This window comes from Streptomyces sp. DF42 (assembly GCF_058267695.1).
In genome coordinates, this window is record NZ_CM177859.1 from 1,911,383 (window position 1) to 1,929,513 (window position 18,131).

Here is an 18,131-nt window from a genome sequence, read left to right on the forward strand (position 1 = left end):
AACATTACGCCCGATCCCCTGAGCTGAAACGGGGTTCGACGGCACGGTTTGGATCATTTTCCGATGAAGCCGCAACCACCGCACCCCCTGCGGGAGCTGCGAGGACCCGCCCGGTGGCCAGCAGAACCAGCAACGACACGGCCCCCGCGGCACTCGGCACGGCGAAGCCCCACGCCACACCGCCCCGCTCGACGACCGGGCCCGCCAGGCCCGTTCCCACCGATGAACCCACCGTGAACGTCGTCACGATCCAGGAGAACGCCTCGGTGACCGTCCCGCGCGGCGCATGCCGGTCGACGAGGACGAACGCGCAGGCGAGACACGGCGCGAGGAAGAGACCGGCGACGGCCGCCAGCGCCGTCATGGCCACCGGACCCGGCGTCAGGACGAGCGGCAGGTAACACACCGCCAGAAGCGCCACGAGCACCCGCAGTCGACGCTCCGGCGCACCACCCCACTGCCGCGCGCCGTACGCCGTGCCCCCCACGAGCGCCCCCAGGCCGATGGCCGACATCAGCCACCCGTACACCGCGTCCCCGCCATGGTCGTCCGCGTACGCCACCGCGGCGACCGCGATGGAGCCGAGCGCGATCCCCACGGCAAGGAACGCGCCGAGCAGGACGAGCAGTCCGGGCGAGCGCAGCGCGCCCAGCCAGTGCGCCTCACGCGGCGCCGAACGCCACCCGCGCGAGGGCGGCGACAGGGCCACCGACAGGGCACCCAGCACGCCGACGACGTTGATGAGCACCAGCGCCGCCTGCGCCGACCACAGCGACACGCACAGGGTCACCAGCAACGGGCCGACGGTGAACAGCACTTCCTGGGCCACCGCGTCCATCGCGTACGCCGTCTGCACCTGCCCCTCGCTGCGCAGCACCGAGGACCACAGCGCCCGCAGACCGCCCTCCAGGGGCGGCGTGAACAGTCCGGAGAGCGCCACGCACGCGTACGCCGACGCCAGCGGACCCGTGCCCACCAAGGCGAAGGCGGACATGGCGAGCGCCGAGGCGAGCGCGGCAGGCAACTGGACGCGCGGCTGCCCATACAGGTCCACGAGCCGCCCCAGCAGCGGCTGGCCCACCGCGTTGGCGACCCCGAACACGGCCGCGAGCCCGCCGGCGAGGCTGTACGTGCCGCCCTCCGCACGGACGAACAGCACGATGGCGATCGCGGCCACGGCGCACGGCAGCCGTCCCACGAGCGTGCCCGCGAGCAGCCGCGCGGCATGCCTGGTCCTGAGGATCTCCACGTATCCCGCAGCCATGTCCGCTTCCTCTCGCCCGCGTCGCCCGCGTCGCCCGCGGAAGTTTTACGTATAACGTCGCCTCTCATACGTACCATGTGCGCTGTTCACCAGTCCAGACGAAGGAGCAGGCCGACGGTGGCACCAGGCAGCACCCGCCCCACCAGCCGTGACGTCGCCCAGGCCGCCGGCGTCTCCCAGGCCGCGGTCTCCCTGGTCCTCGGCGACAAGTGGCGCGGCCGCGTCTCGGAAGCCACCGCCCAACGCGTCCGGGAAGCCGCACGCGACCTCGGCTACCGGCCCAACCTCGCCGCCCGCAACCTGCGACTCGGCCGCACCCGCACCGTCCTCCTCGTCGTCCCCGCCCTCACCACGGAGTTCTTCGCCGGCGTCTACACCGGCGCCGCCCGAGTCGCCGCCGAACACGGCTTCGGCGTGGTCCTCTACCCCTCCCCCGAAGGCATCGGCCCGGCCCGCGACCCCTTCGCCTCCGCCCAGGCCGCCCTGGACGGCGTCATCGCCTCCTCCATGGCCGCCGACGCCCTCACCACGATCCGCGGCGACCAACTGCCCCTCGTGATGCTCGACAGCGACCCAGAGGGCAGCCTGGGCGCCGCGACGGTGAACCTGGACATCGCGGGCGGCGTCCAACAGGTCGCCGAACACCTCCTGGGCCTGGGACACCGGCGTTTCCTGCACCTCGCGGCGGACGTGGCGTCCTGGACCTTCGAGGTACGCGCGCGCGAACTGGCCGCCCGGATCGGCACCGTCCCGGGCACGTCCGTACGCACGACCCGCGCGCCGATCTCCATCGAGGGCGCCCTCACCGCCGCCGAAGCAGCCCTGTCGGCGCCCGGACCCCGACCCACGGCGCTCGTGTGCGACGACGACCAGCTGGCGGCCGGCGCCTACAAAGCCGCCCGCCGCCTCGGCCTGCGCATCCCCGACGACCTCTCCGTCACCGGCCTGGACGACCTGGCCCTGGCCACCGCCCTCGACCCCGAACTGACGACCGTACGCCTCGACGCAGAACTCTTCGGCGAACAGGGCATGCGGGCACTCCTGGCCGTCCTGGAGAGCCGTACGCCCGACGCGGGCGACATCCCCGTCGAACTCGTCGTACGAGGCTCCACGGCACCGCCGAACGCGTCCTGAACGCCTGTGCCCCGGCCGTAGCGACGGCCGGGGCACAGGCGAGGACAAATCAGGGGCCGACTACTCGTCGTCCGACCCCTCGGAGCCGTTCTCCGCCTCGGCGGCCGCTCCCTCGCCCTCCAGAAGCCGGGAGAGCTGAGGGCCCACGATCCGCCTGAACTTGCGCGCCTGCGGACGCATACGGTCCAGCACCGCGACCTCCAGGCGCTCGGCGGGGATCTCCCGCTCACTGCCGTTCGTGTCGCGCGACAGCGCCTGGACGGCCAGCCTGAGGGCCTCCGCCAGGGTCATGCCGTCCTGGTGACGCTGGTCCAGATAGCTGCTGATCTGCTCGGCATTGCCACCCACCGCGACCGAACCGTGCTCGTCCACGATGGAACCGTCGTGCGGCAGCCGGTAGATCTGGTCACCCTCGGGGGTCTCCCCCACCTCGGCGACCACCAACTCCACCTCGTACGGCTTCTCCGCCGCACTGGAGAAGATCGTGCCCAGCGTCTGCGCATAGACGTTGGCGAGACCACGGGCGGTCACATCGTCACGGTCGTAGGTGTACCCACGAAGATCGGCATACCGCACACCGCCGATTCGCAGATTCTCGTACTCGTTGTACTTGCCGGCGGCCGCGAAACCGATCCGGTCGTAGATCTCACTGAACTTGTGCAGCGCACGGGACGGGTTCTCGCCGACGAAGACAATGCCGTCGGCATACTGCAGCACGACCAGGCTGCGACCACGAGCGATGCCCTTGCGGGCGTACTCCGCCCGGTCGGCCATCGCCTGCTGGGGGGAGACATAGAACGGCGTCGACACCGGTTATCCGTCCCTTTCTTCCGGGAGTTCCGTCGAATTCACGCGATCACCTTGTTAACAACCGGACGCCGGCCTAGAGCAGCGCGGCCCGCGGACCGTCGGGCTGCTCCAGCCGCCGCTCCAGCACGGAACGGGCGATCCCGGAGGACTCGTCATCAGTGAGCCGACGGAAGCCGTCCTCGGTGATCACGGTGACGATCGGATAGATCCGGCGGGCGACATCGGGACCACCGGTCGCCGAATCGTCGTCAGCCGCGTCGTAGAGGGCCTGCACCACGAGAGTCGTGGCCTGCTCCTCGGTCAGGTCGCCACGGAAGAGCTTCTTCATCGCACCGCGCGCGAAGACCGAGCCCGAGCCCGTGGCCGAGAAATTGTGCTCCTCGGAGCGGCCACCCGTCACGTCGTACGAGAAGATGCGACCCCGCCCGCGGTCCACGTCGTACCCCGCGAACAGAGGAACCACGGCCAGACCCTGCATGGCCATGCCCAGGTTGGAACGGATCATGGTCGACAGCCGGTTCGCCTTGCCCTCCAACGAGAGCTGCGCCCCCTCGACCTTCTCGAAGTGCTCCAGCTCCAGCTGGAACAGCTTGACCATCTCGACAGCCAGACCGGCCGTTCCCGCGATGCCGACAGCCGAGTACTCGTCCGCCGGAAAGACCTTCTCGATGTCCCGCTGCGCGATGACATTGCCCATGGTGGCCCGACGGTCACCGGCGAGCACGACACCGCCCGGGAAGGTCACGGCCACGATGGTCGTGCCGTGCGGCGCCTCGATGACACCCTGAGTGGGCGGCAGTTGCCGCTTCCCCGGAAGCATCTCCGGCTGGTGCTCCGACAGGAAGTCCATGAAGGACGACGACCCAGGCGTCAGGAAGGCAGCTGGTAGACGCCCGGTGCTACGAGTGTTGGCTTCCACGCGATTCCTTCCACGTAAGCAGCAGCCCGCCTTATGGCATCGGGCCGATCCTTGAACTGCCCCAGCGCGGCATTGCAGCTGAAGCACAGTACGCCTCGGACCCTACCCGTCTTGTGGCAGTGATCCACATGTACGGCCGGGGCGGCAAGACATATACAGCAGACGCCCTGCTGCTCAGCCGTCAGCGTATCCAACTCCGCCGGCGTGAGGCCGTACTTGCGCTTGAAGTAGCTGACTCGGTTCCGCTCCGCCCGGCACTCACGGCAATAGCTCGCCCAGCCGTCCGACGAGGACTTGTTGCGCTCCCATTCAGAGTGCGGCTTCACCTCTTCGCACCGTGGACACCGCTTGCGTCCCGGCTGGACCGGAACCTTATCCCGGACTTTCTTCCCCTTGGCCTCCTGGCGCTGCCGGTAATACTCGGCCGCACACTCCCGGCAATACGCCTGGAGGCCATCGGGCATGGACTTGTTCCTCGCGAACGCTGCCCGCGGCATGGACTGCTTGCACCGCGAACAGCACCTCGACCCCGACCCTTCGTTCACTCCGAGCATCCCCCGATTTCACCCTCAGATCGAAGGCGAAATCACTCTCCACCCTTCTGAACGAAGGACCTCACGAAATCCTCTGCGTTCTCTTCGAGCACATCATCGATTTCGTCCAGCACCGAGTCCACGTCGTCGCTCAGCTTCTCCTGGCGCTCCTTGAGGTCGTCGGTCGCCTGCGCGTCCTGCGCCTGCTCCTCGACTTCCTCGGTAGAGCGCGTGGCCTTCTGCTGGCCGCCGCCGGTGTCCTTGGTCGCCATAACCCTCACCCCGCTCGGTTCGACGTTCTTGATCAGACCCTACAAGCAGGGTCCGACATCGGCCCCGCAGTTCCTACAACGTACGGGGACCAACTCGATGATTCCCTGCCGCCGGGTTTTCCACCCTGTCCGGCCGTCCGGCCCGGCTGCCCGCTCAGCCGCCCGACAGCACCTTGACCAGGTCTTCTGCCGTGCGGCATCGGTCCAGGAGTTCCTTGACGTGATTTCGCGTTCCGCGAAGCGGTTCGAGGGTTGGGACACGCTGGAGCGAGTCCCGGCCCGGGAGGTCGAAGATCACGGAGTCCCAGGAGGCCGCCGCGACGTCGTCCGCGTACTGCTCCAGGCAGCGCCCGCGGAAGTACGCGCGCGTGTCCTCCGGCGGCTTCGTACGGGCCCGCTCGACTTCGTTCTCGTCCAGCAGGCGCTTCATCCGGCCCCGGGCCGCCAGACGGTTGTAGAGGCCCTTCTCGGGGCGTACGTCGGCGTACTGGAGGTCCACGAGGTGCAGGCGGGCGGCGTCCCAGTCGAGGTCGTCGCGGCGTCGGTAGCCCTCCATGAGCTCGCGCTTGGCGACCCAGTCCAGCTCGCCGGCCAGGCTCATGGGGTCGTTCTCGAGGCGGTTGAGGGTGTCCTCCCAGCGGGCCAGGACGTCCTTGGTCTGCTCGTCCGCGTCGGAGCCGAAGCGCTCCTCCACGTACTTGCGTGACAGTTCGAAGTACTCCATCTGGAGTTGGACCGCGGTGAGTGTGCGGCCGCTGCGGAGCGTGACCAGGCGCTGCAGCGTCGGATCGTGGGAGACCTGGTGGAGGGTGCGGACGGGCTGGTCCACGGCCAGGTCGACGGCGATGAAGCCGTCCTCGATCATGGACAGGACGAGCGCGGTCGTGCCGAGCTTGAGGTAGGTCGAGATCTCGGAGAGGTTCGCGTCGCCGATGATCACGTGCAGGCGGCGGTATTTCTCGGCGTCGGCGTGCGGCTCGTCGCGGGTGTTGATGATCGGGCGCTTCAGGGTCGTCTCGAGGCCTACCTCGACCTCGAAGTAGTCCGCGCGCTGGCTGAGCTGGAAGCCGTGCTCGTGTCCGTCCTGGCCGATGCCGACGCGGCCGGCTCCGGTGACGACCTGGCGGGAGACGAAGAAGGGCGTGAGGTGGCGCACGATGTCCGAGAAGGGGGTCTCCCGCTTCATCAGGTAGTTCTCGTGCGTGCCGTAGGAGGCGCCTTTGTTGTCGGTGTTGTTCTTGTAGAGGTGGATCGGCTGGGCGCCGGGGAGTGCGGCGGCGCGCTCGGCGGCCTCGGCCATGATGCGTTCGCCGGCCTTGTCCCAGAGGACGGCGTCGCGGGGGTTGGTGACTTCGGGTGCGCTGTATTCGGGGTGCGCGTGGTCGACGTAGAGTCGCGCGCCGTTGGTGAGGATCACGTTGGCGAGGCCGATGTCCTCGTCGGTGAGCTGGCTGGAGTCGGCGGCCTCGCGGGCGAGGTCGAAGCCCCGCGCGTCGCGCAGCGGATTCTCCTCCTCGAAGTCCCAGCGGGCCCGGCGGGCCCTGTGCATCGCCGCCGCGTAGGCGTTGACGATCTGGGATGAGGTGAGCATGGCATTGGCGTTGGGGTGGCCGGGGACGGAGATGCCGTACTCCGTCTCGATGCCCATTACTCGCCGTACGGTCATGCGGCCCTCCTTGCCCGGCGCTGCCCTCGGTCGGGGGCGGCGCTCAAGTACCGCTGGCGCTCCGGTGCGTGTGCGGTGCCCGTCCCCGCACTGCGCGACTCGGCGGTACCGAAGAGCCTAGAACGGCTTTGCGCTGGTGGGGAGATCATTTGCGTCATTGCCTTGCTCCAGCCGTGGCCTGAAAAACAGTCGGCTGCGGGTACCCGGCGAGGGCACCCGCAGCCGCCCTGTCTTTTACAGGTACTGCCCGGTGTTCGCCACCGTGTCGATGGAGCGTCCGGTGTCGGCGCCCTGCTTTCCGGTGATGAGCGTACGGATGTAGACGATCCGTTCGCCCTTCTTGCCGGAGATTCGGGCCCAGTCGTCCGGGTTGGTGGTGTTGGGCAGGTCCTCGTTCTCCTTGAACTCGTCCACGCAGGCCTGGAGGAGGTGCGAGACGCGGATGCCCTTCTGCTTGTCGTCGAGGAAGTCCTTGATGGCCATCTTCTTGGCGCGGCCCACGATGTTCTCGATCATGGCGCCGGAGTTGAAGTCCTTGAAGTAGAGGACTTCCTTGTCACCGTTTGCGTAGGTGACCTCCAGGAAGCGGTTCTCCTCGGATTCCGTGTACATGTGCTCGACGGCCGTCTGGATCATGCTTTCGACGGTGGTCGTCTTGCTGCCGCCGTGCTCACCGAGGTCCTCGGGGTGCAGCGGGAGGCGTTCGGTGAGGTACTTGCCGAAGATGTCCTTGGCGGCCTCGGCGTCGGGACGCTCGATCTTGATCTTCACGTCCAGGCGGCCGGGGCGCAGGATGGCGGGGTCGATCATGTCCTCGCGGTTGGAGGCGCCGATCACGACCACGTTCTGCAGGCCTTCGACACCGTCGATCTCGGCGAGCAGCTGCGGGACGATGGTGTTCTCCACGTCCGAGCTGACACCGGAGCCACGGGTGCGGAAGAGGGATTCCATCTCGTCGAAGAAGACGATGACGGGTGTGCCCTCGCTGGCCTTTTCCCGGGCTCGCTGGAAGACGAGGCGGATCTGGCGCTCCGTCTCACCGACGTACTTGTTCAGGAGCTCGGGGCCCTTGATGTTGAGGAAGAAGCTCTTGCCGGCGGCCTGGCCGGTGACCTCGGCGACCTTCTTGGCCAGCGAGTTGGCGACGGCCTTGGCGATGAGCGTCTTTCCGCATCCGGGGGGTCCGTAGAGCAGGACGCCCTTCGGCGGGCGCAGTTCGTGCTCCTTGAACAGGTCCGGGTAGAGGTACGGCAGCTCGACCGCGTCGCGGATGGCTTCGATCTGGCCGCCCAGGCCGCCGATCTGCTCGTAGCCGATGTCGGGCACTTCCTCGAGGACGAGTTCCTCGACCTCGCTCTTGGGAACGATCTCGTAGACGTAGCCGGAACGGGGCTCGAGAAGCAGGGCGTCGCCGGGACGGATGTTGACGTCGAGCAGTGGCTCGGCGAGCCGTACCACCCGCTCCTCGTCGGTGTGCCCGAGGACCAGGGCGCGCTCGCCGTCCTCGAGGATCTCCTTGAGGGTGACGATGTCTCCGACGCGCTCGTACTTCATGGCCTCGACCACGTTGAGCGCTTCGTTGAGCATCACTTCCTGGCCGCGTCGGAGCTCTTCGAGCTCGACGCTCGGGCTGACGTTCACCCGGAGCTTGCGGCCGCCGGTGAAGATGTCGGCCGTGCCGTCCTCGTTCGCCGTGAGGAAGACTCCGAAGCCGGCCGGTGGCTGTGCGAGCCGGTCGACTTCCTCCTTGAGGGCCACGATCTGGTCGCGGGCCTCACGGAGCGTGTTGGCGAGTCGCTCGTTCTGTGCGGACACGCCGGCCAGGTTGGTCTGCAGCTCGACGATCCGCTCTTCGAGAATCCTCGTGTGTCGCGGAGAGTCGGCGAGCTTACGTCGCAGGACGGCGATCTCCTGCTCAAGGTAGGCAATCTGCCCGGCCGGGTCGTCGGACCCGCGTCCCGGGCGGATGCCGCGGTTCATGTCGTCGTCGTGGGCTGCCACGGTCCTCACCTCCTCCAAGGGGAGCTGGACGCTTCCAGACCCTACCTGGGTGGGTGTCGATTGAAACCCCTAGATCACAAAGACTGTCGAGGTGTGTCCGATCTTCACCCTTGCGCTCTCCCTCACGCCAGGGGAATACCCACCGAACATGATTGGGAAGCCGCCGGAGGTAGGGTCGAAGTGTTCAACACCCGTCAGAGCTGGCCGGATTCCCGGTTTGGCCCGACATCTGAACGGCAGGAGACATGAGCGTGCAGCAGGAGGCCGGGGCCGACGGTGAGGCGCTGGAGGTCTGGATCGATCAGTCGCTGTGTACCGGCGACGGCATCTGTGCCCAGTACGCACCCGAGGTGTTCGAGCTGGACATCGACGGGCTGGCGTACGTGAAGGGGGCGGACGACGAGCTGTTGCAGGCCGAGGGGGCCACAACGGCTGTGCCGCTGCCGCTTCTCATGGACGTGGTGGACTCGGCCAAGGAGTGTCCGGGCGACTGCATCCATGTGCGGCGGGTTTCGGACGGGGTCGAGGTCTACGGTCCGGACGCCGAGTGACCTGCCGGGTGCGTCCTGTTACCGCTGTCTGATATCTCACACGCCGAGCTTGCGTGGTTCAGACGCTGTGTGCGCCGGCGGGTGTCGAGCGCACGAACGCGCCGTTCTTCCACTGCCACTTCGCACTGTCCGTGACGTCGGGGCAGCAGCGGGGCACGTCGTTCGACGAGTAGCCGAGGAGCGTGGCGAGGACGGTGCCGTCGCGGACGGTGAAGTCGCCGACCGTGTCGCCGACCTTGGGGTCGACCAGGGTGGCCACTACGTGGGGCTCGTCGCCGGCACGCGCGCGCGTGATGACGTAGACGCCGTCGGGCGGGGTGCCCATCGGGGCGTCGCAGTGCACCACGGCCACGGTCTCGGGGGTGCCGTCGCCGTCAAGGTCTCCGCTGGCCTTCTTCTGGACGACGGCTTTCACCGGGCCGCAGGTGATCGGGAAGTCGACGCCCGTGGTGCCGGGTGCGGTGGCTGCGTGGGCGGTCCTGGGGCGGGTGTCGGCCGGCTGGGCGGCCGTCGCCGGGTTGGGCTGCAGCAACGAGGAGAGGGCCATCACGCCCGTGACGGCCGTGGCGGTGGCGACCCAGTGGATCGGGCGGGTGTCCGTGTGTGCCAGTTCCGGAACGGCGGATTGCTGCACTAGGAGCGTCTCCTGTGAGGGCTGTGCCGGTGGGGGTGGCCTGCATCGTGCCACACGTCACAGCGCGTCGGAACGGTGGGGTCCGAGGTGCCGAACACGGGCCGCCTGAATTGGGTGGTTTGTGGTGGGGTGTCAACAGAAAGGCGCTGCGGTCGAGTTCCGGTTGGTTTCCGGGAACTCGACCGCAGCGCCGATGCGTTGGCTGCGGTACGCGGTCGCGTCAGCGGCCGCCCCCGTCGGCGTTCGGGCCGTCGTAGTCCTCGCCGTAGGCGCCCTTGGCGGGGCGGCGGCGGCGCATGGGGGGCTCGACGCCGTCCGCGAGGCGGCGGGCGGTGAGCAGGAAGCCGGTGTGGCCGATCATCCGGTGGTCGGGGCGGACGGCCAGGCCCTCGATGTGCCAGTTGCGGATCATCGTCTCCCAGGCGGTCGGCTCGTTGAAGCAGCCGATCTCGCGGATGGACTCGACGGTCCGGGCGAGCTGGGTGGTGGTGGCGACGTAGCAGCACACGATGCCGCCGGGGACGAGCGCCTTGGAGACGGCCTCAAGGCATTCCCAGGGGGCGAGCATGTCGAGGATGACTCGGTCGACGTCGGTGTCGGAGAGGTTGTCCTGGAGGTCGCCGACGGTGAGCTGCCAGGCGGGGTGCGGGCCGCCGAAGTAGCGCTCGACGTTCTGCTGGGCGATCTCGGCGAAGTCCTCGCGGCGCTCGTAGCTGTGCAGCATGCCCTGGTCGCCGATGGCGCGCAGCAGGAAGCTGCTGAGTGAGCCGGAGCCGACGCCGGCCTCGACGACACGGGCGCCGGGGAAGATGTCGGCGAAGGCGAGGATCTGCCCGGCGTCCTTGGGGTAGACGACGGCAGCGCCGCGGGGCATGGACAGGACGTAGTCGGGGAGCAGGGGGCGCAGCGCGAGGTAGGCGACGTTCCCGGTGGTGCGGACAACGCTGCCCTCGGGTGCGCCGATCAGTTCGTCGTGCGGGAAGGAACCCTTGTGGGTGTGGAAGTTCTTCCCGTCCTCGAGCGTGAACGTGTAGTGGCGGCCCTTGGGGTCGGTCAGCTGAACCTGGTCCCCGACCTTGAAGGGCCCGCGCCTGCGGGCGGCACCGGTCGGTTCGGACATGTGAACAGCCTACCGGGGTTTGGCGGGGCCGCCGACCACTAGGACGGCCTGGCCATGGCCTTCACGAAGGCGCGCTCGACGTCGGCGGCGGACAGGACGCCGTAGATCTCGCCGGTCTCCTCGACCACCAGGTACTCGGTGGCCGGGGTCGCGCGCAGGACGTCGAGGAGGTCCTCCCCCGCGAGTTCCGCGGAGACGCGCATGCCGTCGGTGAGGTCCTGGGCGAGGCCGCTGACGGCGACCCAGGGGCGGCGGTGTTCGGGTACGCCGACGATGGCGGCCTCGCGGACGAGGGAGAGGGGGTTGCCCTCGGGGTCGACGATGACCAGCGCTCGGGCCCCGGCGGCGTTGGCGCGGCGCAGCGCCTCGGAGAGCGGGGTGTTCGTCTCCACGGGGACGGCGCGGCGGGTGAGGTTGCGCGCGCGCAGTTCCGGCAGGTGTTCCCGGAGCCGGGCCATACGGAGGCTGTTGCCGGCGCCGGTCCAGATGATCGCGGCGAGGATCGCGGCGAGCAGGGCGTCGGTGACGGTGTCCATGCCGACGCTGTCCTCGGCGGTGGAGCCGAGCGCGCCGGACTGGGTGAGCAGCGGGAGGCCGATGAGGACGGAGACGGCGAGGGCGCGGCCGACCCAGGCGGCGGCGATGGTGCCGCTCATCGGCCGTCCGGTGATCTTCCAGACGACTGCGCGGAGCATGCGGCCGCCGTCGAGGGGCAGGCCGGGCAGGAGGTTGAAGACGGCCACGATGAGGTTGGAGATCATCAGGCCGGCCAGCAGGACGCCGGGAACGGTGCCGGGCTCGACGGGCTGCAGGGCGACGTAGAAGAGGCCTGCGAGGACGAGGGAGAGCAGGGGGCCGACGAAGGCCAGGACGAACTCGCGGCCGGGGGTCTCGGCCTCCTTCTCGATCTCGGAGACGCCGCCGAAGAACTGGAGCTGGATGCGGCGGACCGGGAGCTTGAAGCGCAGGGCGGCGACGGTGTGGGCCAGTTCGTGGATGAGGACGGAGGCGTAGAAGGCCACCGCGAAGAAGAGGGAGACGAGGTAGCGGGCGGCGCCGAGTTCGGGCAGCACGCGGTCGAGCTGGCCGCCGAAGACCCAGGTGATCAGTGCGGCGACGAGAAACCAGCTGGGCGCCACGTACACGGGCACGCCGAAGGGCCGGCCCATGAGCAGGCCGCCCCGGGGGGATTCGGGGCGCTGGGGCGGGGGGTTCTTGGAGGTGCTGGAGTGGGCGAGGGTGCGGTCGCCGTGGGCGGGGGTGTGGGTGCCCGGGTGGCCGTCGGTGCCGATGGTGGGGTCGTCCGTGGAGCTGTTCCCCGCCGACTGGTGGCTCGCGGAGGCGTTGTCCGCGGGGGGCTTGTCCGTCGGGCCGTGCCCGGGGTTGTCCGTGGGGTTCGTTTCCGGGGCTGCGCCGTGGGGCCCGGCCCGGTCGGCGGCGTCGCCGTCGGTGGGGCCGCCGTCGTCGCCCTCGGTGGCTTTCGTGGGCTGGTCGTCGGCCGGGGTGGGTGTGGGGGCGGCCGGGGTCTCGGACCCCGCGTGGTGCTCGGCCGGCTCGTCCGTGCCGGACCGCGGCTGCCCGCTCCCGCCGCTCTCGTCCACGATGTCCCCTCGTTCGAAGCGTCTTCCGCGCCTGCCGGGCGGAAGGGTCTCGGGTCGATGGTATGCGGCCGTGGCGACGCGTTCCGCCCCGGCACCCCCTGTGTTTCCACAGGCGTCGCACCCGTCGCGGCCGCGGCTGGGTCACTGTCAGTGGCGGGCCGTATGGTCTGGGACATGGAGACGAGCGCGGAGGGCGCGGCGGAGGCCCACAGCAGCGGTACGGCGCAGGCGGCTGCGCCGGTGCCGGCGGAATCGGCGGCAGTGGTGGTCGAGGCGGACCCGACAGCAGCGGTCGTCGAGGCCGACTCGACGGCGGTCGCGGTCGAGGCGGACCCGGCAGCAGTCGTGATCGAGGCCGGCCCGACGGCAGCGGTCGTCGAGGCCGACCCGACGGCGGTCGACGCGGTCGGTGCGACCCCGCGTTCGGCCATAGCGCCCGCCAGTCTGTCGCCCTCGCGGGCCAGTGACTTCATGCAGTGCCCCTTGCTTTACCGGTTCCGCGTCATCGACCGGCTGCCCGAGAAGCCGAGCGAGGCGGCGACGCGGGGCACGTTGGTGCACGCGGTTCTGGAGCGGCTGTTCGACGCGCCGGCCGTGGAGCGGACCGCGCCGCGTGCCAAGTCCCTGATCCCCGCCCAGTGGGACCGGCTGCGCGAGACGAGGCCGGAAGTGGTGGAGCTGTTCGAGGACGATCCGGAGGGCGAGCGGCTGGCGCGCTGGCTGGGCGAGGCGGAGCAACTCGTCGAGCGCTGGTTCACCCTGGAGGATCCGACCCGGCTCGAGCCCGCCGAACGGGAGTTGTGGGTCGAGGCCGAGCTGGAGTCCGGGCTGACGCTGCGCGGGATCATCGACCGGGTCGACGTGGCGCCCACGGGCGAGGTGCGGATCGTCGACTACAAGACGGGCAAGGCGCCCCGGCCCGAGTATGCCGAGGGCGCGCTGTTCCAGATGAAGTTCTACGCCCTGGTGGTGTGGCGCCTGAAGAACGTCGTCCCCAGGCGTCTGCAGCTGGTGTATCTCGGCAGCGGTGACGTCCTGACCTACGATCCGGTCCTCGCCGACCTGGAGCGCGTCGAGCGCAAGCTGCTCGCACTGTGGGAGGCGATCCGGCAGGCGACGGAGTCGGGGGACTGGCGACCGCGGCCCACCAAGCTCTGCGGCTGGTGCGACCACCAGGCGCACTGCCCGGAATTCGGCGGCACTCCTCCGCCCTATCCGCTGCCGGTGAGGGCGGCCGAGTCGACAGACGTCACGCAGGGCAGAATGGGGCCGGACTAGCGAAGGAGACTTACGTGGCCATCCGCGTCCTACTGGTCGATGACCAGCCGCTGCTGCGTACCGGCTTCCGGATGATTCTGGAGGCCGAGCAGGACCTTGCGGTCGTCGGCGAGGCCGGAGACGGCCTCCAGGCTCTCGACCAGGTGCGGGCCCTGCAGCCCGACGTGGTTCTGATGGACATCCGTATGCCCCGCATGGACGGGGTGGAGGCGACCCGGCAGATCACCGGTCCCGAGCGGGACGGCCCGGCGAAGGTGCTGGTGCTGACCACCTTCGACCTCGACGAGTACGTGGTGGAGGCGCTGCGGGCGGGTGCCAGCGGCTTCCTGCTGAAGGACGCGCCGGCCAATGAGCTGGTGCAGGCGATCCGGGTGGTGGCCGGCGGCGAGGCCATGCTCGCACCGAGCATCACCCGGCGGCTGCTCGACAAGTACGCCACGCATCTGCCCTCCGGCGACGAGCCCGTGCCGGACACGCTCCACACGCTCACCGACCGTGAGGTGGAGGTGCTGAAGCTGGTGGCCCGTGGGCTGTCCAACGCCGAGATCGCGGCTGATCTCTTCGTCAGTGAGACCACCGTCAAGACGCACGTCGGCCATGTGCTGACCAAGCTGGGGCTGCGCGACCGGGTGCAGGCCGCGGTGTACGCGTACGAGAGCGGGCTGGTGCGCCCCGGCGCGCAGTAGGCGTCGTGGCGAACAAGGGCGCCCCCCTCGGGAGGGGGGCGCCCTTTCTCGTGCACCGGTCTGTGAGTGCTTCTCTCAGTCGTTCAGTCCTTGCTGAGTTCCCAGAAGCGGAAGACCGTCGAGGCGTCGAGGCAGTACTCGAGGCCGTAGACGTTCTCGCGGGAGACCGCGTACTGCTTGGCCTGCCAGACCGGGAGAACGGGCAGCTGGTCGGCGACGATGTCCTGCAGCCTGCCGTAGTCGTTGTCGGTCGCGGCGCGGTCGACCTCGGCGGCGGTGCGCGGGATGAGCGTGCCGGTGATGGTGTTGTTGCTGTAGTTGTTGCTCAGCACGTTGCCGTGACCGAAGAAGGGGGCCGTGAAGTTGTCGGCGTCCGGGTAGTCCGGCACCCAGCCCTTCACGTACACGCCGTACCTGCCCTTGGCGATGTCCTTCTCGTACTGGCCGAAGGCCACGGACTTCACGTCGGCCTCGAAGAGACCGCTGGCGTTGAGCTGCTTCGCTATCGCCTTGAGTTCCTGGTCGGTGGCCGGGCCGTAGCGGGACGGGGTGGACCACAGGGTCAGTTTCACCTTGCCGGTGATGCCCGTGTCCTTCAGGGCGGCGGCGGCCTTGGCCGGGGAGGGGCTGGCGCCGTAGGTGTCGAAGAAGGCCGTGTTGTGGCCCGCGATGCCGGCCGGGATGATCGAGTAGAGCGGGGTGGCGGTGCCCTCGTAGACGTCCTTGATCAGGGCGTCGCGGTCGATCAGGTAGGCGATGGCCTTGCGTACGCCGAGTTTTCCGGCGACCGGGTCGTGCATGTTGAAGACCAGGTGCTGGACCTCGGCGCTACTGCCCTCGACGACCTCGACCTTCGAGCTGTTGTCGGCGTTCTGGATGTCGGCGATGTCGCCCGCGCTGAGGCCTCGGTACGCGATGTCGATCTTGTTGTCCAGCAGGTCCTTCTTCAGGGCTGACTGGTCTCCGTGGAAGAACTTCAGCGTGACGCCGGAGTTCTTCACCTTCGCGGTGCCCTTGTAGCTGTCGTTGACGGAGAAGACGGCCTTGTCGTCGCCGAACGAGTCCAGCTTGTATGGGCCCGAGCCGACCGCCTCGCCGTCCTTGCGCAGCCTGCCGGCGTCGTACTGCTTGTGGTCGACGATGGAGCCGGCGCCGGAGGCGATCTTGCTGGGGAAGGTGGCGTCGGGCACCTTCAGGCGGAAGACGACCGTCTTCTCGTCCGGCGCCTCCACCTTGTCCAGCATGGGGAACATGATCGCCGGACCGGCGGCGTCGTTGATCTTGAGTGTGCGGTCGAAGGAGAACTTGACGTCCTCGGAGGTGAGCGCGTCACCGTTGCTGAACTGGAGGCCGTCCTTCAGCGTGCACTTGTAGACCGTGGTCGACGTGTCCGTGAAGCCGCACGCCTTGGCCGCCTCCGGCTGGGGCTCCGTGCCTCCGTTGGGGAAGCTGAGCAGCGACTGGAAGACGTTGTTGAACAACAGCCAGGAGCCGGGGTCGTAGCCGGAGGCGGGGTCGGTGGCCAGGACGTCGTCGGACATTCCCATGACCACGGAGGAACCGGGCCCCCGGGAATCGCCGCTGCCCGTTCCACAGCCGGTCAAAAGGCCGGAGGCCAGCCCTGCCACTACGGGCAGGACCGGCCACTGGTTGCGCATATTCACTGCAATGCCTTCTCGTCGGGATCGGGACCCCCGGGGCCGCCGTCCCTTGGCCCCGAACGCGAGACAGATCAGCCGCTCACTCCACGGCCGAGCTCCCACAACTGAAGGGTCGAGGAGGAGTTGAGAGCATAGGCGGTCCCCGTCACGTCGTCGCGTGCGGCGACGTACTGCTTGCCCTGCCACAGCGGGAGTATCGGGACGTCGTCGGCAACGATGTCCTGGATCTCCGTGAGGTTGGAGGACGCCGCGAGGCGGTCGGCCTCGCGGCGGGACGCCGGGATCAGACTGTTGATGATCTTGCTGTTCCGGTATGGCGACTTGAGGAAGTTGTCCTTGTCGAGGAACGGCGCAAGGTAGTTGTCCGCGTCCGGGAAGTCCGGGAACCAGCCCATGCCCCAGACGTCGTACTGACCCTTGCGCTCGGCCGGGACGAACGTCGTCCAGGGCGCGCCCTGGACGCTGACGTCGAACAGGCCGCTGCTGTTGAGCTGCTTCTGAAGGATCTCGAATTCCTGCTTGGTGGCCGAGCCGTAGTGGTCGGTCGTGTAGTGCAGCGTCAGCTTGACCGGGCTGGTGATGTTGGCGCCCGCCAGCAGGGCCTTGGCCTTGGCTGTGCTCGGGTCGCCGTACTTGTTGAAGAACGAGTTGGAGTGGCCGGTGATGCTCGCCGGGACGAGGGAGTACAGCGGCTCGGCCTGGGTGCCGTACACCTTGGAGACCAGTTCGCCGCGGTTGATCAGCTGGGCCATCGCCTGGCGGACGGCCTTGGTCTTCACGCTCGGGGCGTTGGTGTTGAAGGCGAGGTAGCGGATCTCGAGGCCGGCCAGCTCGACCAGGTCGACGCTCGGGTCCGAGTCGTCGGACAGCTTCTGGATCTGCTCGGGCGTCATGGTGCGGGTCATGACGTCGATGTCACCCTTGGCGAGCGCGGTGCCCATCTTCTCGGCGTCCGCGTACGAGATCATGTCGACCTTGGAGTTGTTCACCTTCAGCGTCCCCTGGTAGTTGGGGTTCTTGGTGAAGGTGGCCTTGACGATCGCGTCGCCCTTGACCTCGGTCGAGAGGGAGTACGGGCCGGAGCCGTCCACGTCGAAGCCGTCACGCAGCTTGTTCTTCTCGTAGTCGTCGGGGTTGACGATGCCCGCGACCGGAGTCGACAGCTTGTACGGGAACGTGGCGTCCGCGGTCTTGAGGTGGAAGATGACCTCGTTGTCACCCTGCGTCTCGACAGTGTCGATGGTGGACAGCAGGGCGAACACGCCGGAGTCGGCCTTGATGGCGCGCGCGCGGTCGATGGAGTACTTCACGTCGGCCGCGGTGACCTTGTCGCCGTTGGAGAACTTCAGGCCGTCCCGCAGCTTGCAGGCGTAGCGCTCGCTGCCCGAGTCGGTGAAGCCGCAGCTCTGAGCGGCCTCGGGCACGGGGTCTCCCTCGCCCTTCGGCTGGATCATCAGGGTCTGCACGGTCTGGCGCAGGATGTTCCAGGTGCCGACGTCGTACGCGTACGCCGGATCGAGCGGCGCCGGTGCGTCCTTGGTGGCGGTGGAGGCGTCGGTGGTACCGACGGTGATCGCGTCCCCACCGCTGCTGCCACTGCCGGAACCCCCACACGCGGCGAGCACGGGTGCGAGCAGGCCGACGACGGCCGGCAGCACCAAAGTCTTGCGGTTCATGCGGGTGTTTCTCCAGAGCTGTTCAGGTCCGTGTACCCGGCATGCAGGGGTGTCGCAGCGGATCACGGGGGTAGGGGCGAAGGTTCCCGCACGAGATTAGTCCGCACCTGCACGGCGGTTCGAAGTCACCGGACTTGGGGCCCCATCACGCAGTGAAACCGGCCGTGGACAGACCGAAAACCCGACAGCGGAAGGATTAGTGCAGCGTTCCATGAATCGGGACACAAGGGCATGCCGACGCACCCCGTAAGGGGGCGAACAGCACATCGCGCGCGACCTGTCGAGGCTCGGATAAGTGGGGAACCTCACATTCCCAACGGCGGGG

At 68.6% G+C, this 18,131-nt stretch carries 16 protein-coding genes; 4 read left to right on the plus strand and 12 right to left on the minus strand.

Going from position 1 to position 18,131, the window contains the following annotated elements:
- Positions 1–4: 4 nt before the first annotated feature.
- The gene (locus ACYUED_RS08710; RefSeq protein ID WP_491291696.1) at positions 5–1,264 is read right to left on the minus strand and encodes an MFS transporter; all 1,260 of its coding nucleotides are present in this window, start codon (positions 1,262–1,264) and stop codon (positions 5–7) included.
- Between the two features lie 117 nt (positions 1,265–1,381).
- Between ACYUED_RS08710 and ACYUED_RS08715 the strand changes: the two genes are divergently transcribed.
- Positions 1,382–2,398 carry a LacI family DNA-binding transcriptional regulator gene (locus ACYUED_RS08715; protein WP_491291697.1) on the plus strand — a complete coding sequence of 339 codons (1,017 nt, stop codon included), beginning with the start codon at positions 1,382–1,384 and terminating at the stop codon, positions 2,396–2,398.
- A 60-nt stretch (positions 2,399–2,458) separates the two neighbouring features.
- Here the strand turns inward: ACYUED_RS08715 and prcA are convergent, their stop codons facing one another.
- The 6 genes from prcA to arc all read right to left on the minus strand — a co-directional run bounded on the left by prcA (position 2,459) and on the right by arc (position 8,599).
- Positions 2,459–3,208: a proteasome subunit alpha gene (gene prcA, locus ACYUED_RS08720; RefSeq protein ID WP_491291698.1), complete on the minus strand. Its 750-nt coding sequence runs from the start codon at positions 3,206–3,208 to the stop codon at positions 2,459–2,461.
- Positions 3,209–3,281: 73 nt separating this feature from the next.
- Positions 3,282–4,127: a proteasome subunit beta gene (gene prcB / locus ACYUED_RS08725; RefSeq protein WP_491291699.1), complete on the minus strand. Its 846-nt coding sequence runs from the start codon at positions 4,125–4,127 to the stop codon at positions 3,282–3,284.
- Entirely contained in the window at positions 4,079–4,681 is a 603-nt protein-coding gene (locus tag ACYUED_RS08730) for an endonuclease VII domain-containing protein (protein WP_491291700.1), read from the minus strand. The genes prcB and ACYUED_RS08730 overlap by 49 nt, the downstream gene beginning before the upstream one ends.
- A gap of 32 nt (positions 4,682–4,713) precedes the next feature.
- Positions 4,714–4,932, minus strand: coding sequence for a ubiquitin-like protein Pup (locus tag ACYUED_RS08735; RefSeq protein WP_127181041.1), 219 nt, complete (start codon positions 4,930–4,932; stop codon positions 4,714–4,716).
- A gap of 154 nt (positions 4,933–5,086) precedes the next feature.
- On the minus strand, positions 5,087–6,598 hold the full coding sequence (gene dop / locus ACYUED_RS08740; protein WP_491291701.1) for a depupylase/deamidase Dop: 1,512 nt from the start codon (positions 6,596–6,598) through the stop codon (positions 5,087–5,089).
- 234 nt (positions 6,599–6,832) lie between these two features.
- Positions 6,833–8,599: a proteasome ATPase gene (gene arc, locus ACYUED_RS08745; protein WP_491291702.1), complete on the minus strand. Its 1,767-nt coding sequence runs from the start codon at positions 8,597–8,599 to the stop codon at positions 6,833–6,835.
- Between the two features lie 245 nt (positions 8,600–8,844).
- Here arc and ACYUED_RS08750 point away from each other — a divergent pair, with 245 nt between their 5' ends.
- Complete coding sequence (locus ACYUED_RS08750) at positions 8,845–9,150, plus strand: ferredoxin (RefSeq protein ID WP_491291703.1); 306 nt, start codon at positions 8,845–8,847, stop codon at positions 9,148–9,150.
- Between the two features lie 58 nt (positions 9,151–9,208).
- Here the strand turns inward: ACYUED_RS08750 and ACYUED_RS08755 are convergent, their stop codons facing one another.
- The 3 genes from ACYUED_RS08755 to ACYUED_RS08765 form a co-directional block, all read right to left on the minus strand.
- Positions 9,209–9,784 carry a hypothetical protein gene (locus ACYUED_RS08755; RefSeq protein WP_491291704.1) on the minus strand — a complete coding sequence of 192 codons (576 nt, stop codon included), beginning with the start codon at positions 9,782–9,784 and terminating at the stop codon, positions 9,209–9,211.
- A gap of 220 nt (positions 9,785–10,004) precedes the next feature.
- Entirely contained in the window at positions 10,005–10,904 is a 900-nt protein-coding gene (locus tag ACYUED_RS08760) for a tRNA (adenine-N1)-methyltransferase (RefSeq protein ID WP_491291705.1), read from the minus strand.
- Positions 10,905–10,942: 38 nt separating this feature from the next.
- A complete protein-coding gene (locus tag ACYUED_RS08765; RefSeq protein WP_491291706.1) occupies positions 10,943–12,505 on the minus strand; it encodes a site-2 protease family protein in 1,563 nt (520 codons plus the stop codon).
- 174 nt (positions 12,506–12,679) lie between these two features.
- Here ACYUED_RS08765 and ACYUED_RS08770 point away from each other — a divergent pair, with 174 nt between their 5' ends.
- Both ACYUED_RS08770 and ACYUED_RS08775 read left to right on the plus strand, forming a co-directional pair.
- On the plus strand, positions 12,680–13,783 hold the full coding sequence (locus ACYUED_RS08770) for a RecB family exonuclease (RefSeq protein ID WP_491291707.1): 1,104 nt from the start codon (positions 12,680–12,682) through the stop codon (positions 13,781–13,783).
- 14 nt (positions 13,784–13,797) lie between these two features.
- A complete protein-coding gene (locus tag ACYUED_RS08775; protein WP_266511184.1) occupies positions 13,798–14,469 on the plus strand; it encodes a response regulator in 672 nt (223 codons plus the stop codon).
- Positions 14,470–14,552: 83 nt separating this feature from the next.
- On the opposite strand, the gene ACYUED_RS08780 is transcribed toward ACYUED_RS08775, so the two are convergent.
- Positions 14,553–16,133: an ABC transporter substrate-binding protein gene (locus tag ACYUED_RS08780; protein WP_491291708.1), complete on the minus strand. Its 1,581-nt coding sequence runs from the start codon at positions 16,131–16,133 to the stop codon at positions 14,553–14,555.
- A 68-nt stretch (positions 16,134–16,201) separates the two neighbouring features.
- Positions 16,202–17,806, minus strand: coding sequence for an ABC transporter substrate-binding protein (locus ACYUED_RS08785; protein ID WP_491291709.1), 1,605 nt, complete (start codon positions 17,804–17,806; stop codon positions 16,202–16,204).
- Between the last annotated feature and the right edge of the window lie 325 nt (positions 17,807–18,131).